The organism is Bradyrhizobium sp. USDA 3315 (assembly GCF_054056795.1).
The window spans coordinates 2,154,875-2,180,767 of the sequence record NZ_JBSRYP010000001.1 but is presented as its reverse complement, the minus strand read 5'-3'; the positions used below and the strand labels follow the sequence as shown (position 1 = coordinate 2,180,767).

25 protein-coding genes are annotated in these 25,893 nt (G+C 65.1%); 13 read left to right on the top strand and 12 right to left on the bottom strand.

Annotation, left to right across the window (positions count from 1 at the left end; translation table 11 throughout):
• Positions 1-117 precede the first annotated feature (117 nt).
• On the top strand, positions 118-774 hold the full coding sequence (locus ACVIYL_RS10085) for a carbonic anhydrase (RefSeq protein WP_310883410.1): 657 nt from the start codon (positions 118-120) through the stop codon (positions 772-774).
• A 3-nt stretch (positions 775-777) separates the two neighbouring features.
• Here the strand turns inward: ACVIYL_RS10085 and ACVIYL_RS10080 are convergent, their stop codons facing one another.
• Entirely contained in the window at positions 778-1,338 is a 561-nt protein-coding gene (locus ACVIYL_RS10080) for a TIGR00645 family protein (RefSeq protein ID WP_253605505.1), read from the bottom strand.
• A 38-nt stretch (positions 1,339-1,376) separates the two neighbouring features.
• Positions 1,377-2,411 (bottom strand): aspartate-semialdehyde dehydrogenase, encoded by a 1,035-nt coding sequence (locus tag ACVIYL_RS10075; RefSeq protein WP_028337877.1) that lies wholly within the window; start codon positions 2,409-2,411, stop codon positions 1,377-1,379.
• 116 nt (positions 2,412-2,527) lie between these two features.
• Between ACVIYL_RS10075 and ACVIYL_RS10070 the strand changes: the two genes are divergently transcribed.
• Together ACVIYL_RS10070 and ACVIYL_RS10065 are read left to right on the top strand one after the other, a co-directional pair.
• Positions 2,528-3,322, top strand: coding sequence for a hypothetical protein (locus ACVIYL_RS10070; protein ID WP_456781804.1), 795 nt, complete (start codon positions 2,528-2,530; stop codon positions 3,320-3,322).
• Positions 3,323-3,498: 176 nt separating this feature from the next.
• On the top strand, positions 3,499-3,903 hold the full coding sequence (locus ACVIYL_RS10065; protein ID WP_069277254.1) for a hypothetical protein: 405 nt from the start codon (positions 3,499-3,501) through the stop codon (positions 3,901-3,903).
• Positions 3,904-3,969: 66 nt separating this feature from the next.
• Here ACVIYL_RS10065 and leuB read toward each other — a convergent pair whose 3' ends face one another.
• Positions 3,970-5,082: a 3-isopropylmalate dehydrogenase gene (gene leuB, locus ACVIYL_RS10060; protein WP_092086966.1), complete on the bottom strand. Its 1,113-nt coding sequence runs from the start codon at positions 5,080-5,082 to the stop codon at positions 3,970-3,972.
• Between the two features lie 264 nt (positions 5,083-5,346).
• On the opposite strand from leuB, the gene ACVIYL_RS10055 reads away from it, so the two are divergent.
• Together ACVIYL_RS10055 and ACVIYL_RS10050 are read left to right on the top strand one after the other, a co-directional pair.
• Complete coding sequence (locus ACVIYL_RS10055) at positions 5,347-6,210, top strand: EamA family transporter (protein ID WP_456778424.1); 864 nt, start codon at positions 5,347-5,349, stop codon at positions 6,208-6,210.
• Positions 6,211-6,299: 89 nt separating this feature from the next.
• Positions 6,300-7,508: a YbfB/YjiJ family MFS transporter gene (locus ACVIYL_RS10050; RefSeq protein ID WP_456778423.1), complete on the top strand. Its 1,209-nt coding sequence runs from the start codon at positions 6,300-6,302 to the stop codon at positions 7,506-7,508.
• 110 nt (positions 7,509-7,618) lie between these two features.
• Here the strand turns inward: ACVIYL_RS10050 and ACVIYL_RS10045 are convergent, their stop codons facing one another.
• From ACVIYL_RS10045 to ACVIYL_RS10035, 3 genes are all read right to left on the bottom strand, one after another.
• Positions 7,619-8,404, bottom strand: coding sequence for a molybdopterin-binding protein (locus ACVIYL_RS10045; protein ID WP_456778422.1), 786 nt, complete (start codon positions 8,402-8,404; stop codon positions 7,619-7,621).
• Positions 8,405-8,508: 104 nt separating this feature from the next.
• A complete protein-coding gene (locus tag ACVIYL_RS10040; protein ID WP_225163596.1) occupies positions 8,509-9,141 on the bottom strand; it encodes a cytochrome b/b6 domain-containing protein in 633 nt (210 codons plus the stop codon).
• Positions 9,142-9,322: 181 nt separating this feature from the next.
• Positions 9,323-9,877: a fasciclin domain-containing protein gene (locus ACVIYL_RS10035; protein WP_456778421.1), complete on the bottom strand. Its 555-nt coding sequence runs from the start codon at positions 9,875-9,877 to the stop codon at positions 9,323-9,325.
• A 326-nt stretch (positions 9,878-10,203) separates the two neighbouring features.
• On the opposite strand from ACVIYL_RS10035, the gene ACVIYL_RS10030 reads away from it, so the two are divergent.
• The gene (locus tag ACVIYL_RS10030; protein ID WP_456778420.1) at positions 10,204-11,604 is read left to right on the top strand and encodes an MFS transporter; all 1,401 of its coding nucleotides are present in this window, start codon (positions 10,204-10,206) and stop codon (positions 11,602-11,604) included.
• Positions 11,605-11,861: 257 nt separating this feature from the next.
• Here the strand turns inward: ACVIYL_RS10030 and ACVIYL_RS10025 are convergent, their stop codons facing one another.
• Entirely contained in the window at positions 11,862-12,623 is a 762-nt protein-coding gene (locus ACVIYL_RS10025) for an SDR family oxidoreductase (protein WP_225645292.1), read from the bottom strand.
• A gap of 86 nt (positions 12,624-12,709) precedes the next feature.
• On the opposite strand from ACVIYL_RS10025, the gene ACVIYL_RS10020 reads away from it, so the two are divergent.
• Together ACVIYL_RS10020 and ACVIYL_RS10015 are read left to right on the top strand one after the other, a co-directional pair.
• The gene (locus ACVIYL_RS10020) at positions 12,710-14,239 is read left to right on the top strand and encodes a malonate--CoA ligase (RefSeq protein WP_456778419.1); all 1,530 of its coding nucleotides are present in this window, start codon (positions 12,710-12,712) and stop codon (positions 14,237-14,239) included.
• A gap of 26 nt (positions 14,240-14,265) precedes the next feature.
• Positions 14,266-14,751, top strand: coding sequence for a DUF3658 domain-containing protein (locus tag ACVIYL_RS10015; protein WP_456778418.1), 486 nt, complete (start codon positions 14,266-14,268; stop codon positions 14,749-14,751).
• 12 nt (positions 14,752-14,763) lie between these two features.
• On the opposite strand, the gene ACVIYL_RS10010 is transcribed toward ACVIYL_RS10015, so the two are convergent.
• Entirely contained in the window at positions 14,764-15,624 is an 861-nt protein-coding gene (locus ACVIYL_RS10010) for a sulfite exporter TauE/SafE family protein (protein WP_456778417.1), read from the bottom strand.
• A 13-nt stretch (positions 15,625-15,637) separates the two neighbouring features.
• Positions 15,638-15,886 carry a hypothetical protein gene (locus tag ACVIYL_RS10005; protein ID WP_456778416.1) on the bottom strand — a complete coding sequence of 83 codons (249 nt, stop codon included), beginning with the start codon at positions 15,884-15,886 and terminating at the stop codon, positions 15,638-15,640.
• A gap of 104 nt (positions 15,887-15,990) precedes the next feature.
• Here ACVIYL_RS10005 and ACVIYL_RS10000 point away from each other — a divergent pair, with 104 nt between their 5' ends.
• The 5 genes from ACVIYL_RS10000 to ACVIYL_RS09980 all read left to right on the top strand — a co-directional run bounded on the left by ACVIYL_RS10000 (position 15,991) and on the right by ACVIYL_RS09980 (position 20,574).
• Positions 15,991-16,911 carry a LysR family transcriptional regulator gene (locus ACVIYL_RS10000; protein WP_456778415.1) on the top strand — a complete coding sequence of 307 codons (921 nt, stop codon included), beginning with the start codon at positions 15,991-15,993 and terminating at the stop codon, positions 16,909-16,911.
• 229 nt (positions 16,912-17,140) lie between these two features.
• Positions 17,141-17,539 (top strand): succinate dehydrogenase, cytochrome b556 subunit, encoded by a 399-nt coding sequence (sdhC, locus tag ACVIYL_RS09995; protein ID WP_028337891.1) that lies wholly within the window; start codon positions 17,141-17,143, stop codon positions 17,537-17,539.
• 14 nt (positions 17,540-17,553) lie between these two features.
• Positions 17,554-17,928, top strand: a complete 375-nt coding sequence (gene sdhD, locus ACVIYL_RS09990) for a succinate dehydrogenase, hydrophobic membrane anchor protein (RefSeq protein WP_085964893.1) — start codon at positions 17,554-17,556, stop codon at positions 17,926-17,928.
• A gap of 3 nt (positions 17,929-17,931) precedes the next feature.
• Positions 17,932-19,770, top strand: a complete 1,839-nt coding sequence (sdhA, locus tag ACVIYL_RS09985) for a succinate dehydrogenase flavoprotein subunit (RefSeq protein WP_229192491.1) — start codon at positions 17,932-17,934, stop codon at positions 19,768-19,770.
• Positions 19,771-19,788: 18 nt separating this feature from the next.
• A complete protein-coding gene (locus ACVIYL_RS09980; RefSeq protein ID WP_028337893.1) occupies positions 19,789-20,574 on the top strand; it encodes a succinate dehydrogenase iron-sulfur subunit in 786 nt (261 codons plus the stop codon).
• A gap of 28 nt (positions 20,575-20,602) precedes the next feature.
• On the opposite strand, the gene ACVIYL_RS09975 is transcribed toward ACVIYL_RS09980, so the two are convergent.
• The 3 genes from ACVIYL_RS09975 to ACVIYL_RS09965 form a co-directional block, all read right to left on the bottom strand.
• A complete protein-coding gene (locus ACVIYL_RS09975) occupies positions 20,603-23,353 on the bottom strand; it encodes a bifunctional acetate--CoA ligase family protein/GNAT family N-acetyltransferase (RefSeq protein ID WP_456778414.1) in 2,751 nt (916 codons plus the stop codon).
• A gap of 124 nt (positions 23,354-23,477) precedes the next feature.
• Positions 23,478-25,352 (bottom strand): ferrous iron transporter B, encoded by a 1,875-nt coding sequence (feoB, locus tag ACVIYL_RS09970; RefSeq protein WP_456778413.1) that lies wholly within the window; start codon positions 25,350-25,352, stop codon positions 23,478-23,480.
• Positions 25,349-25,636: a FeoA family protein gene (locus tag ACVIYL_RS09965; RefSeq protein WP_057018132.1), complete on the bottom strand. Its 288-nt coding sequence runs from the start codon at positions 25,634-25,636 to the stop codon at positions 25,349-25,351. The genes feoB and ACVIYL_RS09965 overlap by 4 nt, the downstream gene beginning before the upstream one ends.
• Positions 25,637-25,893 lie beyond the last annotated feature (257 nt).

Genomic DNA, 25,893 nt, shown 5'->3' with positions numbered 1-25,893 from the left:
CGCCGGTGGCCATTGTTTAGGCATCGGGCGGGAACCATTCTTCAACGCTGCCGTATCATCTCAGGCCACACGCCGAAAGTCTTGTTCCCGTTACCCGCATGTGGTTAGCCAGAGGCCATGAAATTCTTTCCGAAGCAGTTGATCGACGGCTACCGGACGTTCGCGACCCAGCGGCTGCCGACCGAGCAGTCGCGCTACCAGGACCTCTCGGAGCGCGGCCAGTTTCCTGAGACCATGGTGATCGGCTGCTGCGACTCCCGCGTCTCGCCGGAGGTGATCTTCGACGCCGGCCCCGGCGAGTTGTTCGTGGTCCGCAACATCGCCAATCTGGTTCCGGTCTATCAGCCCGACAGCAACGCCCACGGCGTCTCGGCCGCGCTGGAATATGCCGTGACCGTTTTGAAGGTGAAGAACATCGTGGTGCTGGGCCACGCGCAGTGCGGCGGCATCCGCGCCTTCGTCGACAAGATCAAGCCGCTCACGCCCGGCGACTTCATCGGCAAATGGATGCAGATGTTCATAAAGCCCGGCGAAATCGTCGAGCAACGCGAGCATGAGACCATGCAGGATTTCGTCGTCCGCATCGAGAAGGCCGCGGTGTTCCGCTCGCTGGAGAACCTGATGACCTTCCCGTTCGTGCGCGAACGCGTCGAGAGCGGCGAGATGCAGCTGCACGGTGCCTATTTCGGCGTCGCCGAGGGCTCGCTGTTCGTGCTCGACCGGGTCGCGAAGGAATTCATCAGCGTCCGCGACGAGCTGAAATCGGGCGAGTAGAATCTACTCGTCGCCGTGATGGCCGCTGCCCCAGCGGTCGGAGATCGCGAGCATGAAGGACGACACCACGAATACCAGGTGCACGCCGACCAGCCAGGCGAGCTTGCTGGGGTCGAACGCGGTATCGAGGTTCATGAACGCCTTCAGCACCTGAATCGCCGAGATCGCGACGATCGACGCCAGCAGTTTTTGCTTCAGGCCGCCGAAATCGACCTTGGTCATCCAGTCCGGCCAATCCGGATGCCCTTCCGGATCGATCTTCGAGACGAAGTTCTCGTAGCCCGAGAACACCACGATCAGGATCAGATTGCCGGTCAGCGAGATGTCGATCAGCGCCAGCACGCCGAGAATGATGTCGGATTCCTTGGCATCCGGCACATGCAGGATGAAGTGCCACAGCTCCATGCAGAACTTGAACAGCAACGCCGCGAGGCTGATGACGAGGCCGAAATAGAACGGCGCCATCAGCCAGCGGCTGTTGAACAGCAGGTTCTCGAAACGACGTTCAACCCGCTTCAGCGTCGGATTGGGCCGATAGGTCCCCGGTTGTTCCGCTTCCGCCATGCCACGCGCTTCCTGACGCCGTATTCCCGCGGCAGCTTTTATGCCGCCTTCTGCTTGGCGGTGATCAGCTTGCGGTTGATCAGGACTTCGGCGATCTGCACGGCATTGAGCGCCGCGCCCTTGCGCAGGTTGTCCGACACGCACCAGAACGACAGGCCGTTCTCCACTGTCGCGTCCTCGCGGATGCGGCTGATATAGGTCGCGTCCTCGCCGGCCGCCTCATAGGGCGTGACGTAGCCGCCCGGCTCGTGCTTGTCGATCACGAGGCAGCCCGGCGCGCGGCGCAGGATGTCGCGCGCCTCGTCCGGCGTGATCGGATTGGCGAACTCGACGTTGACGGCTTCGGAGTGACCGACGAAGACCGGCACGCGTACGCAGGTGGCGGCGAGCTTGATCTTCGGATCGAGGATCTTCTTGGTCTCCGCCATCATCTTCCACTCTTCCTTGGTGTAGCCGTCTTCCATGAAGACGTCGATCTGAGGAATGACGTTGAAGGCGATGCGCTTCGGAAACTTCTTATTGACCAGCTCGTCATTGGTGTAGACGGCCTTGGTCTGCGAGAACAATTCGTCCATCGCGTCCTTGCCGGCGCCCGACACCGATTGATAGGTCGAGACCACGACGCGCGTAATCGTCGCCTTGTCGTGCAGCGGCTTCAGCGCGACCACGAGCTGCGCGGTCGAGCAGTTCGGGTTGGCGATGATGTTCTTCTTGGTGAAGCCGGCGGTCGCATCCGCGTTGACCTCGGGCACGATCAGCGGCACGTCGGGGTCCATGCGCCAGGCCGAGGAGTTGTCGATCACGACCGCGCCGGCGGCGCCGATCTTGGGCGACCATTCCTTGGAGACCGAACCGCCGGCCGACATCAGGCAGATGTCGATGTCGGAGAAGTCATAGTGCTCGAGCGCCTTCACCTTCAGCGTGCGGTCGCCATAGGAGACCTCGATGCCGACGCTGCGGCGCGAGGCCAGCACGACGACCTCGTCGGCGGGGAATTTGCGCTCGTCGAGAATGTTGAGCATTTCGCGCCCGACATTGCCGGTCGCTCCGACCACCGCGACTTTGTAACCCATCGTTCACTCTCCGCCGAAAAATGCCCGTTCCCCCGCAAGCTGCGGAAAGGGAAGAGGCAGCGCTTCTATGCGAGAAACCCCGTCAAGACAACGTTGCGTAGCTTTTGAGCGTTTTGATGCGTTTATTTCGGGCCGATCCGGCCGCGCCCCATCATACGAGAAATCCGTCAGCACTGACGAGCTTCGTCGACGAGGTGTACGCCACGCTCTCCCGGCTGTTCGCCTATGTCGCCGTGCTCGCGCTGTTCGTCGTCCTCGGCAACTATCTATGGAAGCAACTGCCCGACGCAACGGCGATGGCGGCCCCTGCCGCCGCAGGCTGGAGCCCGGCCGGCCGCACGGCGCCGGCCTTTGCCGTGAGCCGGATCGATCTGCGAGATAAAACAGAGACTTACGAGATCTTCCGGCACCCCGAGGGCGGCCGCAAGGACGTCGTCCGCTGGGCCGATGCCAACGGTGCAGCGGTCGCCGAGCTGGAAATCTACCGCCCCGGCGGCGAGGCCATGGGGCCTGCGGTCACCGAGATTGCCGGGCGGTTCGACCCGGATGGCGTCCGCGAGCTCGAGGCGGCCGGCATCGTCGACAGCAAGTTCGGCAGCGTCACCTTGCTGCGCCCGGCGCGGCAGGACGGCGACCGTGCCTGCCTCGGCTTCCTCAAGCAGGCCGACGCGCCTGACCTCCGGATCTCTGGCTGGACCTGCCAGGGCACCAGCCTGCCGGCGCGGCGCGCCGCGATCGTCTGCATGCTGAACCGCCTGACCCTGCTGGCCGCGGGCAACGATCCGCGGCTCGCCGCCTTGTTCGCACATGCCGAGCTCAAGCGCACCGACTGCGTTACCTCCGGCGCGCCCGCCCTGTCGGCCGACTGGGTCATGGGCAGCGAGAACCCGCGCCTGCGCGGCGCGCTTTGATGGCGAGACCGTGGCAAGGCACTGGTTTTCATGAAACTTTTGCGCTTGGACACGCATTATCTCGGCCGGTGTGGCGCAATTGACCTAGTGACGGCCTCCCCACCATGGCTACAATGTGTTCCGAGTGATTTTGGCGGACGCGCCAGCCCCGATGGGGCCGTAATGACGAGGATGCGATGACCTTGAAATTCCCTGCCGCGAACAAGCTCGTGGTGTTGCTTGCCGCGGCTGCCGTCACCGCAACCGCGTTCGGCATGACCGCGGCCAGCGCGCAGAGCCCGGCCAAGCGCAAGCAGCAGGAGCAGTATGACCGCGACGGCCGCCGCTATTACGGCGCGCAAGGTCCGAACCGGGTCTATCAGCAGGGTCCGCGCACCCGCGTTTACGTCACCACGCGCTCGTGGCTCGACGCCGGCACCGAAGTGCTGCCCGGCGACCGCAAGTTCAACGACTACGCCTATCCGCCGGATATCGGCTATCCCTCGTTCGCGCGCGAGAACAACAACCGCCCGATCGATCGCCAGCCGCTCAGCCCGCCGGCCGATCTCGGCGGCTATCCGCGGAATTTCCCGCTGTACTGAGAATTTCGGTGAGCAGCCGATACGAAAATGCCCGGCTCCGGCCGGGCATTTTCATTTTTGGTGCTGTCACGCGTGCAGCTTCTGCAATTCCTTCAGGATCGCCTCGCCCATCTGGCTCGTGCTGGCCGGCGTGGTGCCTTCCGACTTGATGTCGGCGGTGCGCAGGCCGCTGGCGAGCACGGCCGCGATCGCGGCATCGACCTTGTCGGCGAGCTCGCCCATGTCGAAGGAATAGCGCAGCGCCATGCCGAACGACGAGATCATCGCGATCGGATTGGCGAGGCCTCGGCCTGCGATATCGGGCGCCGAGCCGTGCACCGGCTCGAACAGCGAGCGCCGCTTCTTCGTCTTCGAGTCGACTTCGCCGAGCGAGGCCGACGGCAGCATGCCGAGCGAGCCGGTCAGCATCGCCGCGATGTCCGACAGCATGTCGCCGAACAGATTGTCGGTCACGATGACGTCGAACTGCTTCGGCGCCTTGACGAGGTTCATACCGCCGGAATCGGCGAGCTGGTGCTCGAGCGTGACGTCCTTGTATTCGCGCGCATGGACCTGGGTCATGACCTCGTTCCAGAGCACGCCCGACTTCATGACATTGCGCTTCTCCATCGACGTCACCTTGTTGCGGCGCTTGCGCGCCAGGTCGAAGGCGACGCGGCCGATGCGCTCGATCTCGTAGGTGTCGTAGACTTGGGTGTCGACCGCGCGCTTCTGGCCGTTGCCGAGATCGGTGATGGTCTTCGGTTCGCCGAAATAGACGCCGCCGGTGAGCTCGCGGACGATCATGATGTCGAGCCCCTCGACCACGTCGCGCTTCAGGCTCGAGGCCTCGGCGAGCGCCGGGTAGCACACCGCCGGGCGCAGATTGGCGAACAGGCCGAGATCCTTGCGCAGCCGCAGCAGGCCGGCCTCGGGACGCACCTCATAGGGCACGCTGTCCCACTTCGGGCCGCCGACCGCGCCGAAGATCACGGCGTCCGCCGCCGTCGCCTTGGCCATGTCGCCCTCGGAGATCGACACCTTGTGGGCGTCATAGGCGGAACCGCCGACCAGGCCCTGCTCGGTCTCGAACTTCGCGATGCCCTGCGCATTCAGCCAGTCGATCAGGCGCTGCACCTCGGCCATCACTTCGGGGCCGATGCCGTCGCCGGGGAGAAGCAGCAGTTTATGGGTCGCCATGGTGTTACCTCGAGCTAATCGTTGTTGTCTTTGCCGGGCAAGAGCGCGAAGCGTGTCCTCGCACAGATGACCCGGCAATCCATCCCGCTTCGAAAGGTCTCTCTGAAGATGGATGGATGCCCGGGTCGAGCCCGGGCATGACGAGCGGGGGAAATCCGGCCGGAGTGCTAAAACGCCGGAGCCGGATTGGCAAGGCACCTCGGATCGGCCCAGAATGGTCCCAACGGGCAACCCGCGCCTCTAGAAGCCAACAAGACGGACCTCATGACCGCAGCCATCGTCTACGCCTTCGCCTCGGCGATTTTCCTCGGCGCCGGGGTGGTGCTGGCGCAGCTTGGCCTGCGCACCGTCGAGCCGCTGTCGGGCGCCGCGATCAGCGTGCCCTCTTTCACCCTGCTGTTCCTGGTGCTGTCGCCACTGATCCTGCATGGCGAGCCGGTGGTCTGGCGCGCCCTGCCGATCTTCATGGCGATCGGGCTGTTCTTCCCGGCCTCGCTGACGCTCCTGACCTTTGCGTCGAACCGGGCGCTCGGGCCGGTCATCACCTCGACGCTGGGCAATCTGGCACCGCTGTTTGCGGTCGCCGCCGCCGTGGTGCTGCTGCACGAGCCCTTGCTGCCGCAGCAGCTCATCGGCCTCGTCGTCGCGGTCGCGGGCGCCGCCATCATCACCGTGACGAGGCCGCGCGACCTCGGCCATTGGCGCAGCTGGGCCCTGCTGCTGCCGCTCGCGAGCGCGCTGGTGCGCGGCATCGTGCCGCCGATCGCCAAGCTCGGCCTTGCGATCTGGCCGAGCCCACTATGGGCCTGCCTGGTCGGCTACGTCATGTCCTCGCTGGTGGTGCTGACCGTGCAACGGGTCCGCAAGGGCAGCTTCATGGTGCAGGCGCCGCGCGAGGGTCGCTTCTGGTTCGCGCTGACCGGGATCAGCAACGGACTCAGTGCGCTCAGCCTGTTCGCCGCGGTCCGCAACGGCCCGATCACGCTGGTGGCGCCGCTCGCCGCGATCTATCCGCTGGTCACCGTGGTGATGAGCGCGATGATGCTCAAGCATGTCGAGATCACGGCGCGGATTGTCGCCGGAACCCTGCTGACCGTGATCGGCGTCGCGCTGGTCCTCATCGCCTGATTGCCTGATACGCAAGACAGTGTTGCAGGCATCGGCGCTGGGCAGCGCCGATGCGGCCTGTCACAATGGCCGCATTGCCGGAGTGAATTGTGAGAGCCCCCGCCCCGTCCTACCCGCATCCCGCGCGGCTGATCCTTATTCTGTCGCTTGCACCGACGGTCGGTCTCGGCATCGGCCGGTTTGCCTATTCGCTGGTGCTGCCCGACATGCGCGAGCAGCTGGCCTGGTCCTATTCGGCCGCCGGCTTCATGAACACGATCAATGCCGCCGGCTATCTGGTCGGCGCGCTGCTCGCCTCGCGCCTGATTGAACGCTTCGGACTTGCCGCGTCGGTGCGCTGGTCGACGCTGGCCTGCGCGCTGTCGCTGGCGCTTTGCGCCCTCTCGGGCAATTTCGCGGTGCTGAGCTTTGCCCGCCTGCTGGTCGGCTTCGCCGCCGCGATCGGCTTTGTCGGCGGCGGCGCGCTCGCGGCGACCATCGCGCAATCGCGACCCGAACGCGCGAATTTCCTGCTCAGCCTGTTCTATGCCGGGCCAGGCGTCGGCATCCTCGCATCGGGCTTGATCGCGCCCTTCGTGCTGCAGCGTTTTGGCGCCGGCTCGTGGTGGATCGTGTGGTGGGCGATGACGCTGCTTTCCGCGATCATGACCCTGCCGCTGATGCTGGCGCCGCTCCACGCCAACGCCGCCGCCGGCGGCATCGTGCGGACCCAATTCGCTGTCATGCCGGTCCTGATCTACCTCGCCGCCTACTTCCTGTTCGGCGCCGGCTACATCGCCTACATGACCTTCATGATCGCCTATGTCCGCGACGGCGGCGGCGGCGCGGCTGCACAGAGCGCGTTCTGGAGCCTGATCGGCGTCAGCGCATTCGTCACGCCCTGGGTCTGGGGACGGGTGCTGGCGCTCGACCGCGGCGGGCTCGCCACCACCATTATCCTCGGCGTCAACGCGCTCGGCGCCAGCCTGCCGATCTTCGGGCATTCGCCGCTGCTGCTGGCGATCTCGGCGCTGGTGTTCGGCGTCGCCTTCTTCGCCGTGGTCGGCTCGACCACCGCCTTCGTGCGTTTCAACTACCCGCCACAGTCATGGCCGACCGCGATCGCGGCGATGACCATCGCCTTCGGCATCGGCCAGACGCTCGGACCGATCGTGGTCGGCGCCATCACCGACGCGGTCGGCAGCCTGTCATTTGCGTTGAACGTCTCGGCCGCGATGCTTGCGCTCGGCGCGCTGCTGTCGGCGTTTCAGAGGAAGGTCCCCTCCCGGCGTCGTCCCGGCGAAGGCCGGGACCCATAACCACAGCTGGTTGGGATGTAAGGAAGCGTCTCCCCTCGTACCTATTCCCTCGGCCGCGGGGTATGGGTCCCGGCTCCCGTGCGCAATTGCGCACTAGGCCGGGACGACGGCTAACTTCCGCTGAACGAATTGTAGCCCTGGTCTTCCCAGTAGCCGCCCTTGTAGTCGTTGGTGACTTCCATCGAGAGCACGTATTTCGGGTTCTTGAACCCGAGCTTGGTCGGGACCCGGATCTTCATCGGAAAGCCGTAGGCGCGCGGCAGGATCTCGTCGCCGAATTTGAACGTCATCTGGGTCTGCGGATGGAGCGCCGAGCGCATGTCGAGCGGCGAGTTGTAGCCGTCCTTGTCGGCGCACTGGAACCAGACATATTTGGCACGGGTGTCGGCGCCGACCAGCTTGAGGAAGTCGCGCAAGGGCGTCCCGGTCCAGCTGCCGATCGCGCTCCAGCCCTCGACGCAGATGTGGCGCGTCACCTGCTTGACCTGCGGCAACTTGTACAATTCGTCGAGCATCCACGACTTCTTGTTCTCGACCAGCCCGCGCACCTCGAGCTTCCAGTCAGCGCCTGCGATCTCAGGCGCGTCGTCGAGATCGTAATAGGCGTTGAACGGGAACGGCTTGGTGATCATGCTCTCGGGGAAGGTCGGCGCCAGCGCATCCGGATTGAACATCCAGGCCTGCACCGCATCGTTGAACTTCGAAACGTGTTTCAGCATTTCCTCGGCCGACGACGAATCGACCACATCGCAGCCGGTCAATAGCGTCAGCGCGCCGAGGCTGGTGCCCGCCGTGATGAAGCGACGGCGCGTCAGCTCCGGCATCGCCTTCACCGCATCGCGCACGAGCAGCTTCTTGTCGACACCGGGGATCAGGAGCTTGCGGAGACGACCCATGACAAACCTCCTACAGCATGATCCGGAAAAGTGCGAAGCGGTTTTCCGAACAGATCATGCTCAAATAACAAGAAGCTAAAACGCGATGACAATCTCATCGCGCTTTAGCGTCCGATGATCATGGCGCGCAGGCTCTTCGGCACCAGCAGCGCGAGCGCGACATGGATCACCAGGAAGGCGACGATCAGCGCCATGCAGGTGAAGTGAACATAGCGGGCGAAATCGTAGCCGCCGAACAGCGACACCAGCCAGTGCAGCTGCACCGGCTTCCACATCGACAGGCCGGACAGCACGATGACGACGCCGACCACGATGATGCCGGCATAGAGCAGTTTCTGCACCGAATTGTATTTGCTGAGATCGTCATGCGACAGCTTGAAGGTCAGCGCCGCCTTGGTGTCGGCAATCACGCCGCCGGGGGTGATCGGCAGCAGCTTCTTGCGGAAGCGGCCGGTGGCGAAACCCAGCGCCAGATAGACCAGGCCATTGACCATCAACAGCCACATCGCGGCGAAATGCCAGAGCAGCGCACCGCCAAGCCAGCCGCCAAGCGTGATGCTCCGCGAGAAGGTGAAGCCAAACAGCGGCGAGGCGTTGTAGATTTGCCAGCCGGACATGATCATCAGGATCATCGCGAAGGCGTTGATCCAGTGCACCATGCGCACCCAGACCGGCTGGATCGCCTTCGCGGGCGCCGCGGTCTCTGCCTGGTGGTCGCTGACGGCAAGGCTCGTCATGGGATATCTCTGCTCGTGGTCGTTACCGGGTTATACGCCCGGAACCGGCGGTCCGTTACGGGGTCGCGCATCATCAGATTGATATAGGCTGCTTCATATGGTCACAAAAATGCGAGCCGGGGCGAGGCGCCGGCTCGCTATGTCGCGGGTCCTTTGAGGGACTAAAGCAGGCCGCCAGGTGTTACGTCGCCGGCATCAGCACGGTATCGACCACATGGATGACGCCGTTCGACTGGTTGACGTTGGAAATCGTCACCATCGAGCTGCCGCCCTTGGCATCGACGATCCAGACCTTGCCGTCCTGCTTCTTGACGGTCAGCTCCTCGCCCTCGGCGGTCTTCAGCCTCTTGCCGTCGGTGAGGTCGGAGGCCTCGAGCTTGCCCGGCACCACATGGTAGGTGAGGATCTTGGTCAGCGTCGCCTTGTTCTCGGGCTTGACGAGGGTGTCGATGGTTCCGGCCGGCAGCTTGCCGAACGCGGCATTGGTCGGCGCGAACACCGTGAACGGGCCCTTGCCTTCCAGCGTGCCGACCAGGCCCGCAGCCTTCACCGCGGCGACGAGCGTGGTGTGATCCTTCGAGTTGACGGCGTTCTGCACGATGTTCTTCGACGGGAACATCGCGGCGCCACCGACCATCACGGTCTTTTCCTCGGCGCGGACCGGCGCCACGACAGTGGCCGTGATCGCGAGCGCGCTGAAGGCGGCGGCGGTGAGATAGGCAATACGCTTCGACATGGTTTCATCTCCCGATGAGTAGGCCGACCGGCGAGGCTTCGCCGGCGTTGAAGGGGCAACAACGGCGCGTGCTGGTTGATCAGTGCGTCGTCGTTGGCTGAGCTACGGCAGGCTTTCCGGACGGTTTCCGGAAATAATTCTTTGTGATTGTTGAAACCGGCCGGCGCGCGCTGCGTACACGCGACGCCTCGTGCTGCCCGGCATGCATTCCATTCAGCGGAATGGACGCGTGCGCTGCCGCGAGCAATTTGCTTGCCGCAGCTAGCTGATTGGTTCAGCTTGAGGTTGCGGCACAGCTTCGCAGAAAGCGGCCGCGGGGAGGCATCATGAGCAGCATCACGGCTGACGGCCACGCCGCACCTGCGGTGAACGATGCAAGCATCGACATCGGTCCGCTCGAGCAGAAACACCTGCAATACGCCAACTACCGCGCGGTTGCGGACACAACCGAGATCACGAAAACGCATTGGCACATCGCCACCGCCAACGCGCTCGGCTGGGGCTTCGACGGCATGGACGGCGTGATCTTCGCGCTGATCTCGCCGATGGTGATCAAGGAATTTTCGCTGAGCCTGCCGGAGTACCGCTCCGGCATGCAGATCGCGCTGTTCATCGGCATCGCGGGGCTTTACTTCTGGCCATGGCTCGCCGACCGCTACGGTCGCCGCACGCTGCTCGCCGTCAATATCGCGCTGTTCACGCTTCTGATGCCGGTCGCGGCGATGTCGCCGACCTTTGCGGTGTTCGTGATCGCGCGCTCGCTGTTGTTCTTCGCGCTCAACGGCGAATGGTCGCTCGGCTCGATGCTGGTGGCGGAGACCTGGCCGGCCCGGCTCCGCGGCCGCGTCATCAGCATCACCCGCTCGGCCTGGTGCCTCGGCGCCACGCTCGCCGGTGCGATCACGGGCCTCGTCGCCGCGAATTTCGGCTGGCGCATCGCGGTCATGGTGCCCGGCGTGATCGCGCTGCTCGCGATCTATATCCGCTCCACCTGCCCGGAATCGCCCTATTGGGTGCGCGCGCAGGACCGCAAGCGGCGCATCTCGGAGACGCTGGCGCGCGGCAGCACGGTCAGCGCCGAGGACAGCGCCTGGTTCGGCAAGGCCAAGTCGGTCGGCATCCGCCAGGTGTTCATGCCCGACGTGCTGCCCGCCACGCTGGTCGCGCTGTTCGTCGCCTGCGCCAGCACATGCATCTACGGCACGGTCGGCGCCTGGATGCCGCTGTATCTGTCGACCGAGAAGCACTGGTCGACCGCCGAATACAGCCTGTTCTACGTGTTCTACGGGCTCTGCGGCTTCCTCGGACTGTGCCTGGTCGGCTGGCTGATCGACAAGATCGGCCGCCGCCGCACTTTCATCATCACCCTGATCGAGGGTGCGATCTTCATGACGCTCTGGGTCTATTCCGAGGACCGCGTGCTGCTCTGGGCGTTCGGGCTCGCCTGGTGTCTCGGCTTTCTCGGCTTCTGGGGGCCGAGCACGACGCTGACCGCGGAGATCTTCCCGACCCGGATCCGCGGCGCCGCCAACGGCGTGGTCTGGGCGATCGCCTATTTCGTCGGCTTCGTGCTGTTCCCGTTCGTCTCGATCGCGCTCCAGCAGCACACCGGCTCGTTCGCGCTGGCGTTCCTCTGCATCCCCGTGCTGATGATCGCGATGGCGATCGGCGTGTACCTGTTCGTGCCGGAGCATACCGGCAAGGAGCTGAACGAGATCATCGAGTGAGTCGCGCGGGACTCCGTCGTTTGTAGCCCGGATCAAGCGCAGCGAGATCCGGAACCAGCCTCTCCGCGGGCAGACCGTCGGATTACGCTTCGCTCCATCCGGGCTACGGAGCTCCAACCTCCCCTTGAAAAGGGGAGGTCGCTTTGCTCGCAGAGCAAAGCGGGTGGGGATCAGCGCTCTTCGCATACAGCATCGCCTGCGGCTGACCCCCATCCCGGCCTTCCCCCTTTCAGGGGGAAGGAGAAGACGGACCTCATCTAATCCCGGTTCGCCGGCGTCTGGATGAAGCCGCGGTTGTGGGTCGGGCTGATCAGGATCTCGTTCATGCACACCCGTGCCGGCATGCTGGCGACGAAAGCGATGGTGCGGCCGCAATCCTCGGGCTGCAGCATCTTGGCCTGCTCGGCTTCGCTCGGCACCACCGGCCGCTGCTTCAGGATCGGGGTCGCGACCTCACCCGGGGACAGGCAGCAGGCGCGCAGGCCGTTGACGCATTCGTCCATGTTGAAGGAATGGGTCAGCGCCAGCACCGCGTGTTTGGTCGTGGTGTAGGCCGGGCCCGGCATCTTCGAGACGTGGCGGCCGGCCCAGGAGGCGACGTTGATGATGCAGCCGTCCTTCTGCTTGCGCATCGTCGGCAGCACCGCGCGCATGCAGTAGAGCACGCCGTTGAGGTTGACCTCGACGAGCTTGTCCCAGCCTTCCAGTTCCATGTCGGCCCAGCTGCGCTTCGGCACATTGATGCCGGCGCTGTTGACCAGGAGGTCGATGCGGCCGTGCTTGCCGACGATCGTCTCGGCGGCCTTGTTGACATCGGTCTTGTTGCTGACATCGAGCGGGATCGCCTCGGCCTTGCCGCCCTTTTTGGTGATGTTGGCCACCACGCGGTCGAGCTCTTCCCTGCGGCGGCCGGAGACCACGACGGTCCAGCCGTCCGCAGCCAGGAACTCCGCCCCGGATTCGCCGATTCCGGTGCCGCCGCCGGTGACCCAAGCCACGCGTTTCCCATTATTTGTCATGCAAACTGTCTCCGTTGCTTTCCGAAGGGCGTTTTTGCTAATCCAGCCGAAATCTTCCGGCCCTTCGCCCCTCGGGGAATGTTTGCATGAACACGACCACCAACGCCAATCTGTTTTCCCGCCTGTTCGACGGCCTCGACGACCCCAACCGGCTCGCGATCGAGCAACACGACGGCAGCCGCATCTCCTATGGCGATTTGATCGCGCGCGCAGGCCAGATGGCGAACGTGCTGGTTGAGCGCGGCGTCAAGCCGGGTGACCGCGTCGCGGCGCAGACCGAGAAGTCGGTTTCGGCCCTCGTGCTGTATCTCGCCACCGTGCGCGCCGGCGGCGTCTACCTGCCGCTCAACACCGCCTATACGCTGAACGAGCTCGAATACTTCATCACCGACGCCGAGCCGGCGCTGGTGGTCTGCGATCCTTCCAAGCAGGACGGCATCAAGGCGATCGCCGCCAAGGTGGGCGCCAAGGTCGAGACGCTCGGTGCCAGCGGCAAGGGTTCGCTGACCGAGGCCGCCGACAAGGCGGCGAAGGAATTCGCCACGGTGCCGCGCGGCAACAATGATCTCGCCGCAATCCTCTACACGTCGGGCACCACCGGCCGCTCCAAGGGCGCGATGCTGTCGCACGACAATCTGGCCTCGAACTCGTATTCGCTGGTCGACTACTGGCGCTTCACCGACAAGGATGTGTTGATCCACGCGCTGCCGATCTATCACACCCACGGCCTGTTCGTGGCCAGCAACGTGACGCTGTTCGCGCGCGCCTCGATGATCTTCCTGCCGAAGTTCGATCCGAACGTGATCATCAAGCTGATGTCGCGCGCCACCGTGATGATGGGCGTGCCGACCTTCTATACCCGCCTGCTGCAGAATCCCGGCCTGAACAAGGACGCCACCGGGCACATGCGGCTGTTCATCTCGGGCTCGGCGCCGCTGCTCGCCGACACCCATCGCGAATGGTCTGATCGCACCGGCCACGCCGTGCTCGAGCGCTACGGCATGACCGAGACCAACATGAACACGAGCAACCCCTATGACGGCGGCCGCGTGCCCGGCGCGGTCGGCTTCGCGCTGCCCGGCGTTTCGGTGCGGGTCACCGATCCCGAGACCGGCAAGGAGCTTCCGCGGGAGACCATCGGCATGATCGAGGTCAAGGGCCCGAACGTGTTCCAGGGCTACTGGCGCATGCCGGAGAAGACCAAGGCCGAATTCCGCGCCGACGGCTTCTTCATCACCGGCGACCTCGGCAAGATCGACGACAAGGGCTATGTCCACATCCTCGGCCGCGGCAAGGATCTTGTGATCTCGGGCGGCTTCAATGTCTATCCGAAGGAGATCGAGAGCGAGATCGACGCCATGCCCGGCGTGATCGAGTCAGCCGTGATCGGCGTGCCGCATGCCGATTTCGGCGAAGGCGTCACCGCCGTTCTGGTCTGCGCCAAGGGCGCCGATGTTAGCGAGGCCGCGGTGCTGAAGGCGCTCGACGGACGGCTGGCGAAGTTCAAGATGCCGAAGCGCGTCTTCGTCGTCGAGGAATTGCCGCGCAACGCGATGGGCAAGGTGCAAAAGAATATTCTGCGGGATACGTATAAGAATATTTACGCGAAGGGATGAAGCCGCAAGAACGTCGTGAGGGGTAGATGGAGCGGGAGCAGGCTATCCAGATTAACGATCAACTCGTCATCGCGCACGAGGCGATGAAGAAGGCTCGAATCGCGATTGCGGAGCTCGGAAAGCAGGAGCGGCTTGAATTGGATGGCCCGCTTTATGACCTCCTGCTCGAGCTGGAATGGCAGGTGATGCTACCGCTCTACGAACAGTTTCGCGACCTGATGAAGCTGGAGCTTCACGAAGAACTGCCTCCCCCGACCTCCGAACTGAAGTGGAGTGACGTGCGTCTCCCCCGTGGCGCTACGGAAGCTGCGCTCGACGACGTCATCATGTCGGCCCTGACATCGCGATGGCAAAAGGTCGCGATGATTATAGGGGTCGCGATGGCAGACTGCGAGAAACTGAAATTGCCAATAGCTCCTGAAATGATCGGAGCACGCTTGCGATTCCTGTCCCACGCCGATCGGATCGAGGGTGTCGGAGACCTCCGACGGGTCACAGCGAAGTACGGCTGAAGGACGAGCCGATCAGTGCCCTCCGACGAGGCTGATCACGAACCGTCCGCCGACAATGAAGAGATAGGCCCCGAACGCCACCTCCAGCGCCCGCTTCGACAGCGCGTGCGCGACCTTGACGCCGAGCGGCGCGGTGACGAGCGTGGTCGGCATCACCAGCAGCGCACCGATCAGCGAGACGTAGCCGAGCGCGAACGGCAATTGCAGCGCGGTGACGTCGGGGAAGCGCGCGGCGGCGGGCCAGCCGGCATAGACATAGCCCAGCGCACCGGGGATCGAGATCAGCACCGCGAGCGCCGACGAGGTCGCGACCGCCTGATGGATCGGCCGGCCGTAGAAGGTCATCAGCAGATTGGCGAACAGGCCGCCGCCGATGCCCATCAGCGTCGACAACAGGCCGACGAAGAAGCCGTAGATGCGCATCAGGAAACCCTTCGGCACGTCGTCGCCGAATTTCCAGGTCTCGCGCGCCAGCAACAATCGCGCGGCCGCCGACCACGCCACCATCACGAACACGATCTTGAACAGCCGCTCCGGCGCAAAGCGCGCGGTGACGCTGCCGGCGGCGACGCCGATCACGATCGGCAGCCACCAGCGCTTCAGGATCTCGATATCGACCGCGCCGCGGCGATAATGGGCGCGGAACGAGCTCAGCGAGGTCGGGATGATGATCGCGAGCGAGGTGCCGATGCACAGCGGCATCCGCACCTCGAGCGGGACGCCGGCGAGGCGGAAGCATTCGTAGAACACCGGCACCAGGATCGCGCCGCCGCCGATGCCGAACAGGCCGGCGAGAAAGCCGGACAGCGCCCCGACCGCAATCAGCAGCAGCGCAAGTTCGAGCAATTCCTTGGGATCGAGGCCGGCCATCATGTCCTTCGCATCGTCAGGAGGCGCCTGCCTCGGTGCGGTCGGCCAACCACAGTGCGACCAACGCTGCCACGGGAGCAGCGACCGCAATCAAGGCAAAGCGGAGTGGGATCGAGGACGTCGCGCCCTGCATCGGCAACGTCAGCACGTCGATTAACAGTCCGACGCAGGAGAAAACAAGCAGGATGGCCGGATCGTCGGCGCCGGCGCGGCCGGCACATCCGCGCCGCTCGAGCGAATTTGGACGGATGGACGTTGAGGCCATGTCGAGCTCCTCAAATCGTGGAGCCGTCAGGCTAGACCCTTCTGAAAGACGGGGGTATTGCTGCAGATGAGCAGGCTCTCTTGCGAAATGCGGAAGGATCAGGCTTGGACCGGCTTGCGGCGATGGCGGCCTTTGTCCGCGCGGTCGAGAGCGGCAGCCTGTCGGCGGCCGCGCGCGCGCTGCCAAGTTCGCTGACCTCAGTGAGCCGGCAGATCAGCGCGCTCGAGGAGCATTTCGGCACCCGCCTGCTACTGCGTACCACCCGCCAGCTCGCGCTGACCGACGACGGGCGCATCCTCTACGAGCGCGCGAAATCGATCCTCGGCGAGATCAGGGAGATCGAGGCGGCGCTGGCGCGCGACCCGCATCAGCCATCGGGACGGATCCGCGTCAGCTCGCCGAGTCTGATCGGTCGGCTCGTGATCGCGCCGCTGCTGGTCGAGTTTCTGCGCCGCTATCCGGCGCTGTCCGTCGACCTTCTGCTGGTCGACCGCGCCGTCGATATGGTCGACGAGGACATCCATCTGGCAATACGCATCGGCCGCTTGCGTGACTCGCAACTCGTGGCGCGCAAGCTCACCGATCTGCAGCTGATCGTGTGCGCGTCGCCGGACTATCTGGCCCGGCGCGGTGCGCCGCGGACACCGGACGATCTTGCCGGGCATGACTGCCTGGTGTTTTCCGATTCGCCCGGCAGCGCGGAGTGGCGCTTTGCCGACGGCAGCAAGACGGGCCGCAAAATCCGCATATCCGGTCGGCTCTGGATGAATAGCCTCGATGCGCTGGTCAGCGCGGCGCGGGAGGGCGCCGGCATCGTCCGCGCGCCGTCCTGGCAGGTGCAGTCCGAGCTCGCCGACGGCCGCCTGCAGCGCCTGCTGATCGACCACGAGCCGGCGCCGACGCCGCTGCATCTGATGCTTCAACCCTCACGTCTCGCATCGCCTAAGATCAGGGCATTTGTCGATTATCTGGTGGAACGCTGGGGCAAAATCGACGCCTTGCGACCCCCGTTTGCGGACAGCTGAGCGCGCCAATCGATCCGCGAACATCTTGATTCACTACTTGGCTCGCTTGACCTTGCATCTGGTATACCACACTGCGGATCAACCAGAATTCGGCAACTCTAACAATGAACTTCGGTTCGACCGAAGGCTATTTGGCCGTTGCGCGGGGTGATCCGACTCCGTAAATAGAACTCCTCTACCGCGTTCCCCGATGGGCCGGCCGCGGTCCCTCACAACATAAAGCCCGCCGATGACCGCCAGGATCGAACGACCGCTTTCACCCCATTTGCAGACCTACCGGTGGACGCTGACGATGGCGCTGTCCATCGTCCACCGCGCCACGGGTCTGGCCCTCTATTTCGGCACGCTGCTGCTGGCCTGGTGGCTGATCGCCGCCGCTTCCGGCCCCTCGGCTTACGCCAACGTCCAGGCCTTCACCGGCAGCGCGATCGGCAAGCTGATCGTGTTCGGCTACACATGGGCGCTGATGCACCATCTCTGCAGCGGCATCCGGCATTTCGTCTGGGACCTCGGCTACGGCTTCAAGGCCAATGAGCGCGAAGCCCTGACCTGGGGCGCGCTGGTCGCCGGCATCGCGTTGACCGTTTTGGTCTGGATCATTGCCTACGCCGTGGGAGGTGGACGATGAGCGGCCCCTCCTCGATGCGCACGCCGCTGGAGCGCGTCCGCGGCCTCGGCTCCGCGCACACCGGCACGGGCGATTTCTGGCGCCAGCGCCTCACCGCGGTTGCGATGACGCTGCTGATCGTTCCCGTGATCGTCGTGGTGATCACGCTGATCGGCCGCAACCATGCCGGCGCGGCGCAGATCCTCGGCTCGATCCCGATCGCCATCATCCTGCTGCTCTTCATCATCGCCAGCACCTGGCACATGAAGATCGGCATGCAGGTCGTGATCGAAGACTACATCCATAACGAGAAGCTGAAGATCGCCAGCGTGATGGCGAACAACTTCTTCTGCGTCGCGGTCGCATTGGCCTCGATCTACGCAATCCTCAAATTGTCGTCGGGAGTTTGATCCATGGCCGGTGAAGGAAACGGCAAGGCCACCAACGGTGGCCCGGCCACGAACGGCAAGGCCTACCCGATCCAGGACCATACCTACGACGTCGTCGTGGTCGGTGCCGGCGGCGCCGGCCTGCGCGCCGTGGTCGGCTGTTCGGAAGCCGGGCTGCGCACCGCCTGCATCACCAAGGTGTTCCCGACCCGCTCGCACACGGTGGCGGCGCAGGGCGGCATCTCGGCCTCGCTCGGCAACATGCATCAGGACGACTGGCGCTGGCACATGTACGACACCGTGAAGGGGTCGGACTGGCTCGGCGACCAGGACGCGATCGAATACATGGTGCGCAACGCGCCCGACGCGGTCTACGAGCTCGAGCACTGGGGCGTTCCGTTCTCGCGCACCGAGGACGGCAAGATCTATCAGCGCCCGTTCGGCGGCATGACCATCGACTTCGGCAAGAGCCAGGCACAGCGCACCTGCGCCGCCGCCGACCGCACCGGCCACGCCATGCTGCACACGATGTACGGCCAGTCGCTGCGCCACTCGGCCGAGTTCTTCATCGAGTTCTTCGCCATCGACCTGATCATGGACGACCAGGGCGTCTGCCGCGGCGTGATCGCGCTCAAGCTCGACGACGGCACACTGCACCGCTTCCGCGCCCAGAGCACGATCCTGGCGACCGGCGGCTATGGTCGCGCCTACGCCTCCTGCACATCGGCGCACACCTGCACCGGCGACGGCGGCGGCATGGTGCTGCGCGCCGGCCTGCCGCTGCAGGACATGGAATTCGTCCAGTTCCATCCGACCGGCATCTACGGCTCGGGCTGCCTCGTCACCGAAGGCGCCCGCGGCGAAGGCGGCTATCTCGTCAACTCCGAGGGCGAGCGCTTCATGGAGCGCTATGCGCCGTCGGCCAAGGACCTCGCTTCGCGCGACGTCGTCTCGCGCGCGATGACGATCGAGATCCGCGAAGGCCGCGGCGTCGGCAAGAAGAAGGACCACATCTTCCTGCACCTCGACCACCTCGATCCGAAGGTGCTGCATGAGCGGCTGCCGGGCATCTCCGAATCGGCCAAGATCTTCGCCAATGTCGACGTCACCCGCGAGCCGATCCCGATCGTGCCGACCGTGCACTACAACATGGGCGGCATCGCCACCAACTATCACGCCGAGGTGCTGACCAAGCGCAATGGCGACGACAATTCGGTGGTGCCGGGCCTGATGGCGATCGGCGAAGCGGCCTGCGTCTCGGTGCACGGCGCCAACCGCCTCGGCTCCAACTCGCTGATCGACCTCGTGGTGTTCGGCCGCGCCGCGGCGCTGCGCCTTGCCGACAAGCTGACCGCGAACGCCAAGCAGCCGGAGCTGCCGAAGGATTCCGCCGATCTCGCGCTCGGCCGGCTCGATCACTTCCGCCATGCCTCCGGCGGCACGCCGACCGCGAAGCTGCGCGACAGCATGCAGCATGTGATGCAGAACAATTGCGCGGTGTTCCGCACCGGCGACGTGCTGCAGGAAGGCCAGAACCTGATCCACAAGGTCTATGGCGGCGTCGGCGACATCTCGGTGTCGGACCGCTCGCTGGTGTGGAATTCCGACCTGGTCGAGACGCTGGAATTCGACAATCTGATCGTGCAGGCGGTCGTGACGATGGATTCGGCGGCGAACCGCACCGAAAGCCGCGGCGCGCATGCGCGCGAGGACTTCCCGGACCGCAACGACAAGGACTGGATGAAGCACACGCTGACCTGGATCGATCCGGCCGGCAAGACTGCGATCGAGTACCGTCCGGTGCACAGCTACACGATGACCAATGACGTGCAGTACATCCCGCCGAAGGCGCGGGTCTACTGAGAACGAAGGCGAGCAAGCATGGTTGAATTCGCACTTCCGAAGAATTCGAAGATTTCAGGCGGCAAGACCTGGCCGAAGCCGGCCGGCGCCACCGAGACGCGCGAATTTCGGGTGTATCGCTGGAACCCGGACGACGGCAAAAATCCGAGCGTCGACACCTATCATGTCGACACCAATGATTGCGGTCCGATGGTGCTGGACGGCCTGATCTGGATCAAGAACCACATCGACCCGACACTGACCTTCCGCCGCTCCTGCCGCGAAGGCGTCTGCGGCTCCTGCGCGATGAACATCGACGGCCAGAACACGCTGGCCTGCACCAAGTCGATGCACGACGTCGGCGCGGGCGGCGCCGTGAAGGTCAATCCGCTGCCGCACCAGCCGGTGGTGAAGGACCTCGTTCCCGACCTCACCAATTTCTACGCCCAGTATGCCTCGATCGAACCGTGGCTGAAGACCACGACGCCGACGCCGCAGAAGGAGTGGAGGCAGAGCCACGAGGACCGCGAGAAGCTCGACGGCCTCTACGAGTGCATCCTGTGCGCCTGCTGCTCGACCTCATGCCCGAGCTACTGGTGGAACAGCGAGCGCTTCCTCGGCCCCGCCGCGCTACTGCAGGCAAACCGCTGGGTCACCGACTCCCGCGACGAGGCGACCGGCGAGCGGCTCGACAATCTCGAGGATCCGTTCCGCCTCTATCGCTGCCACACCATCATGAACTGCGCCAAGGCGTGTCCGAAGGGCCTCAACCCCTCCGAAGCGATCGCCGAGCTCAAGTTCAAGCTGGTCGAACGCCAGATCTGATCCGTTGCAGCCGCGGCTGGCGCTGTTATCAGCGGCCAGCCGCAGCGGGCCGGATCAGGATATCGGCGCCGACCGCATCGACGCCGGATCGATCGAGGTCGAGTACGACATCGACGATGCTGTGATCGTCCGGATCCATCGTCACGGTGAAGCCGAGATCGCGGCACATCCCGATCATCGTGGTGTTCTCGGTCAGCACCTGGCCGGACAGACGCTTCAATCCCTCCGACCGCGCATAGTGGATCAGGAGCTGCATCAGCGCCCAGCCGAGGCCTTTGCCCTTGAGATCGGACTGCAGCAGGATCGCGTATTCGGCATTCTCGTACAGCGAGTCCGAATGCAGCCGGACCGCACCCATCATCTCGCCGGTGTTCGGATCGAGCGCCACAAACGCCATCGCCCGCGCATAGTCGAGCTGGGTCAGGCGTGCGATGAAGGCGTGCGAGAATTCCTTCATCGCATGGAAGAAGCGCAGCCTGAGGTCTTCGGCGGTGACACGCTTGAAGAACTCGCTGACCATCGGCTCGTCTTCCGGCCGCATCGGACGCACCGTGACACGCGAGCCGTCGCGCAGCGCAAGCTCGCCTTCCCATTGCGACGGATAGGGCCGCACCGCGAGCCGGGTGTGGCCGGCAAACAGCCGGGTGGGTTTGCGGATCGCGACCCGCGCATCGAGCGCGAGCACGCCGCTCTCGTCTGCCAGCATCGGATTGATGTCGAGTTCGGCGACCTCGGGAATGTCGGCCGCCATCTGCGCCAGCTTGACGAGGGTGAGCGGCACCACATCGGCCGGGACCGCCGGCACATCGCCATAGCCGCCGAGCAGCCGCGAGACGCGGGTGCGTCCGATCAGCTCGCGGGCGAGATTCATGTCGAGCGGCGGCAGCGCCAGCGCCTTGTCGTTGATCACTTCGACCGCGGGGCCGCCGCGGCCGAACACGATCACCGGACCGAAGGTCGGATCTTCGGCGATGCCGAAGATCAGCTCGCGCGCCGCGCGCCGCACGATCATCGGCTGGATCGTCACGCCCTGCAGGATGGCGTCGGGCCGGGCACTCCGTGCCCGCGCCATGACGGTCCGGGCGGCCTCGATGACGCTGTCTTTGGTGCGCAGATCGAGGATCACGCCGCCGACGTCGGAGGCGTGCCGGATGTCGCGCGAGAACACCCGGACCACGATCGCATGTCCTTCGGCGAAGAGCGGCGCCGCCTTCTCGGCAGCGTCCTCGGCACTGTCGGCGACGAGCGTCGTCACGATCGGAATATGATAGGCCGCGAACAGGGCGACGATCTCGGCCGGATCGAGCCAGGCGCGCCCTTCCGACAGCGCGTTCACGACGACGTGGCGCGCCGCCGCCGTCTCCGGCGTGAACACCGATGCGACGCCAGGCGGGGTTGCGGCGAGCGCGGTCGAGGCCTCGCGGTAGCGCACCAGATACATGAAGGCGCGCACCGCATCGTCCTCGGTCGGGAAGTGCGGAATCCGTGCCGCCTCGAAGATCGCGCCGGTGCGCTCGTCGGCGCCGACCCAGGCCGCGAGCACCAGTGCGGCGACCGCACTCCGCTTCGTCCTGCGGTCGCGGACGCATTGCGCCACCGCCTCTGCAATTCCTTGGGCCGGCGCAACCGCGGTTTCCACATTCGCGACCAGCACCGCATCGCTGTTCGCATCATCGAGCAGTGCGCTGAGCGCCACCACGTAGCGGTCGGCATCGGCATCGCCCGCGATGTCGACCGGATTGGCATAGGACCAGCCCGGCGGCAGCACCTTGTCGAGCCGTTCGATGGTCTCCGCCGTCAGTGTCGCAGGAACGCCGCCGAGCTCGGCCAGCCGGTCGGTCGCGAGGATGCCGAGCCCGCCGCCATTGGTCAGGATCGCCAGTCGGTTGCCGCGCGGAACGAAGCCGCGGCCAAGCAGTTCGGCGCAATCGAACAGCTGACGCAGGTCGTAGACGCGCAGCATGCCGGCGCGACGGAATGCGGCGTCGTAGACCGCATCGGAGCCGGCCAGCGCGCCGGTGTGGGTCGCGGCGGCCTTGGCGCCCTGCGCCATCCGTCCCGACTTGACGATGACGACCGGCTTCAGCCGCGCCGCGGCGCGCGCCGCCGACATGAACTTGCGCGCGTCCTTGACGGCTTCGAGATAGATCAGGATCGCGCTGGTGTGGTCGTCGAGCGCGAAATAATCCAGGAGGTCGGCGACGTCGACATCGAGCTGGTCGCCGATCGACGCGATGCCGGAGAAGCCGAGCCGCCGCTCCGCCGCCCATTCGATCATCGCCGACGCGACCGCGCCGGACTGCGAGATCAGAGCAACGTGCCCGTCGGACGGCTGATGCGAGGCGAAGCTCGCATTGAGCTTGGCGCGCGGCACCATGACGCCGAGGCAGTTCGGCCCGATCAGGCGCATGCCATGCCGTCGCGCCGTCTGCCCCGCGGTCTCCGCGAGCGAGCCCGCGCCATGGCCAAGACCGGCCGACAGGATCGCAGCACCGGCAACGCCGGCCGAAGCCGCCTCCGCGACGATTTCGGGAACCGCCGCCGCCGGTGCGCTGATGACGACGAGATCCGGAACGAATGGCAGCGATTTCAGGTCGGGAACGGTCGGCGCACCATCGACGTCGGCATAGTTCCGATTGACGACGCCGACGCGGCCGGTGAAGCCGCTCGCCTCGATGTTCCTGAGCACCGCCGCGCCGAGCGACGACGGACGCGGGCTGCCGCCGACGATTGCGATGCTTCGAGGCGAAAATAGCCGCTCCAGGCCGTACGTCGACATTGCATGGTCTCGCAGGAACACGCGGAGGCGCCCGCTTCATGCGCCCTCGACCAACTCTACTGCTTCGCTTGGCTGCATGCACCTATCGCAGTTTCGAGTCGAGATGATGAAACTGTGTTGCCGATCAATGCAGGCCGAGCGCCAGCGCGAGGTTGAAGGTCAGGAAGCTCGCGACATAGGCCAGCGCGAGCATGTAGATGAACGTCACCACCATCCACTTCGCGCCGCCGGTCTCGCGGCGGATCACCGCGAGCGTCGAGGCGCATTGCGGGGCGAAGATGTACCAGACCAGCAGCGACAGCGCGGTCGCCAGCGTCCATTTCTGCGCAAGCACCTGGCCGATCTGGTCCGCCGCCTCCTTGCCGCCCTCGATCGAATAGACCGTGCCGAGCGCCGCGACCGCGACCTCGCGCGCCGCCATGCCGGGGATCAGCGCCACCGCGATCTGCCAGTTGAAGCCGATCGGCCGCAGCAGCGGCTCGAGCGCATGGCCGATCATCGCCGCAAAGCTGTAATTGATCGCCGGCCCCTCGGCACCGGCCGGCGCCTGCGGGAACGAGGCCAGGAACCAGATCAGCACCATCATCGAGAGGATCGTGGTGCCGGCCCGGTACAGGAACATCTTGGCGCGGGTGAACACGCCGATCGCGATGCTCTTCAGCCGCGGCATCTTGTAGTCCGGCAATTCCAGCATGAACGGCGCCGGCGCGTGATCGCGCCACAGGAAGAATTTCGCGATCGCCGACACCGTCAGCGCGCTGGTGATGCCGGCGGCATAGAGGCCGAACATCACGAGCCCCTGCAGGTTGACGAAACCCCACAGCGTGGTCGCCGGAACGAAGGCGGAGATGATCAGCGTGTAGACCGGAATGCGCGCCGAGCAGGTCATCAGCGGCGCGATCAGGATCGTGGTCAGGCGGTCGCGGCGGTTGTCGATGACGCGCGTCGCCATGATGCCGGGAATCGCGCAGGCAAAACTCGACAACAGCGGAATGAAGGCGCGGCCATGCAGCCCGGCGCCGCCCATGATGCGGTCCATCAGGAACGCGGCGCGCGCCATGTAGCCGAAATCTTCCAGCAGCAGGATGAACAGGAAGATGATGATGATCTGCGGCAGGAACACGATTACGCTGCCGACGCCGGAGATCACGCCGTTCTGCAGGAAGCTCTGCAACAGGCTCCAGCTTTCGGGCAGCAAATTGTGGATCAGCTGCCCGAGCGCGGCGAAGCTGTCCGACAGGAATTCCATCGCGGGCTGTGCCCAGGTGAACACCGCCTGGAACATCACGAACAGGATCACGGCCAGGATCACGAGACCCCAGACCGGATGCAGCACGACCGAATCGATTCGGTTGGTCAGCGTGTCGGGCTTGGTCGGCAGCGTCACCGCCGCCGCGATGATGCGGTCCGCCTCGCGCTGCGCCGCCTTGAGGTCGGCGATCGTCGGCGTCGTCCATTCGCTGGCCGCCGCCTCATGCGACTTGGCCAGGAATTCGTCGGTCCGCTTCAGGAGCTCGTCGATGCCGCCCTTGCGGACCGCGACCGAGGTCACGATCGGCAGGCCGAGCTCCTGCGACATCCGGTCGATGTCGATCGTGACGCCGCGGCGCTTCGCGATATCGATCATGTTGAGCACGAGCATCATCGGCCGGCCGACGCGCTTCAGCTCGAGCACCAGCCGCAAGGTCAGCCGCAGATTGGTGGCGTCCGCGACGCAGAGCACGAGATCGGGCACCGCCTCACCGTCGAAGCGGCCGAGCACGATGTCGCGGGTGATCTCCTCGTCCGGGCTGCGGCCGCGCAACGAATAGGTACCGGGCAGGTCGAGCACGGTCACGCTGCGGCCCTCCGGCGTGACGAAGCCGCCGGACTTGCGCTCGACCGTGACGCCCGGATAGTTGGCGACCTTCTGACGGCTGCCGGTCAGGCTGTTGAACAGCGACGTCTTGCCGGTGTTCGGCGCGCCGACCAGCGCCAGGCGCAGGGATGCAGCGGTCATTCGACGATCACAGCCATGGCTTCGCTCCGGCGCAGCGCGATCGTGATGTTGTCGACGCGCACCGCGATCGGGTCCTTTCGGATCGTGCCTTCATGCAGGATTTCCACGCGCGCGCCCTCGACAAATCCCATCTCGACCAGGCGCTGCTCCAGCTCCTGAGGAGACAGCGATGAGCCCGTCACGAGCGCATCGAGCCTGATGATCTTTCCGACAAAACCGCGATCCGCATGTCCGAGCCGGACGTCCTGCAAATCATCCCGGGAGCTGTTTGGATCGCCTGTCATGCGGCCTGTTTTTCAGCAGGTAGTCACAGGGTCAAGCGTTTGCCCGTGAGAGGTTTTAGAACTCCTAAAAACAGCGCCCGGAAGCGCCATCCAGGCCGATTTTCCGCTTGACTGCCGGCGAGATGCTAACAAGGTCGTGATGCCGCCGCGCCGCAGCCGCCCGTACTGCCCCGGACCCGAGCCGGCTGCGAATTGATCGATCCGGGTTGGCCTCCGGTAACCTTGACAGGTCGCGGAATGGCGAATGAGCGTCCGCG

Coding starts and splice junctions, on each gene's coding strand:
- ACVIYL_RS10085 (WP_310883410.1), top strand. CDS start 118: ATGAAATTCTTTCCGAAGCAGTTGATCGACGGCTACCGGACGTTCGCG.
- ACVIYL_RS10080 (WP_253605505.1), bottom strand. CDS start 1,338: ATGGCGGAAGCGGAACAACCGGGGACCTATCGGCCCAATCCGACGCTG.
- ACVIYL_RS10075 (WP_028337877.1), bottom strand. CDS start 2,411: ATGGGTTACAAAGTCGCGGTGGTCGGAGCGACCGGCAATGTCGGGCGC.
- ACVIYL_RS10070 (WP_456781804.1), top strand. CDS start 2,528: ATGCGTTTATTTCGGGCCGATCCGGCCGCGCCCCATCATACGAGAAAT.
- ACVIYL_RS10065 (WP_069277254.1), top strand. CDS start 3,499: ATGACCTTGAAATTCCCTGCCGCGAACAAGCTCGTGGTGTTGCTTGCC.
- leuB (WP_092086966.1), bottom strand. CDS start 5,082: ATGGCGACCCATAAACTGCTGCTTCTCCCCGGCGACGGCATCGGCCCC.
- ACVIYL_RS10055 (WP_456778424.1), top strand. CDS start 5,347: ATGACCGCAGCCATCGTCTACGCCTTCGCCTCGGCGATTTTCCTCGGC.
- ACVIYL_RS10045 (WP_456778422.1), bottom strand. CDS start 8,404: ATGGGTCGTCTCCGCAAGCTCCTGATCCCCGGTGTCGACAAGAAGCTG.
- ACVIYL_RS10040 (WP_225163596.1), bottom strand. CDS start 9,141: ATGACGAGCCTTGCCGTCAGCGACCACCAGGCAGAGACCGCGGCGCCC.
- ACVIYL_RS10035 (WP_456778421.1), bottom strand. CDS start 9,877: ATGTCGAAGCGTATTGCCTATCTCACCGCCGCCGCCTTCAGCGCGCTC.
- ACVIYL_RS10030 (WP_456778420.1), top strand. CDS start 10,204: ATGAGCAGCATCACGGCTGACGGCCACGCCGCACCTGCGGTGAACGAT.
- ACVIYL_RS10025 (WP_225645292.1), bottom strand. CDS start 12,623: ATGACAAATAATGGGAAACGCGTGGCTTGGGTCACCGGCGGCGGCACC.
- ACVIYL_RS10020 (WP_456778419.1), top strand. CDS start 12,710: ATGAACACGACCACCAACGCCAATCTGTTTTCCCGCCTGTTCGACGGC.
- ACVIYL_RS10015 (WP_456778418.1), top strand. CDS start 14,266: ATGGAGCGGGAGCAGGCTATCCAGATTAACGATCAACTCGTCATCGCG.
- ACVIYL_RS10010 (WP_456778417.1), bottom strand. CDS start 15,624: ATGATGGCCGGCCTCGATCCCAAGGAATTGCTCGAACTTGCGCTGCTG.
- ACVIYL_RS10005 (WP_456778416.1), bottom strand. CDS start 15,886: ATGGCCTCAACGTCCATCCGTCCAAATTCGCTCGAGCGGCGCGGATGT.
- sdhC (WP_028337891.1), top strand. CDS start 17,141: ATGACCGCCAGGATCGAACGACCGCTTTCACCCCATTTGCAGACCTAC.
- sdhD (WP_085964893.1), top strand. CDS start 17,554: ATGCGCACGCCGCTGGAGCGCGTCCGCGGCCTCGGCTCCGCGCACACC.
- sdhA (WP_229192491.1), top strand. CDS start 17,932: ATGGCCGGTGAAGGAAACGGCAAGGCCACCAACGGTGGCCCGGCCACG.
- ACVIYL_RS09980 (WP_028337893.1), top strand. CDS start 19,789: ATGGTTGAATTCGCACTTCCGAAGAATTCGAAGATTTCAGGCGGCAAG.
- ACVIYL_RS09975 (WP_456778414.1), bottom strand. CDS start 23,353: ATGTCGACGTACGGCCTGGAGCGGCTATTTTCGCCTCGAAGCATCGCA.
- feoB (WP_456778413.1), bottom strand. CDS start 25,352: ATGACCGCTGCATCCCTGCGCCTGGCGCTGGTCGGCGCGCCGAACACC.
- ACVIYL_RS09965 (WP_057018132.1), bottom strand. CDS start 25,636: ATGACAGGCGATCCAAACAGCTCCCGGGATGATTTGCAGGACGTCCGG.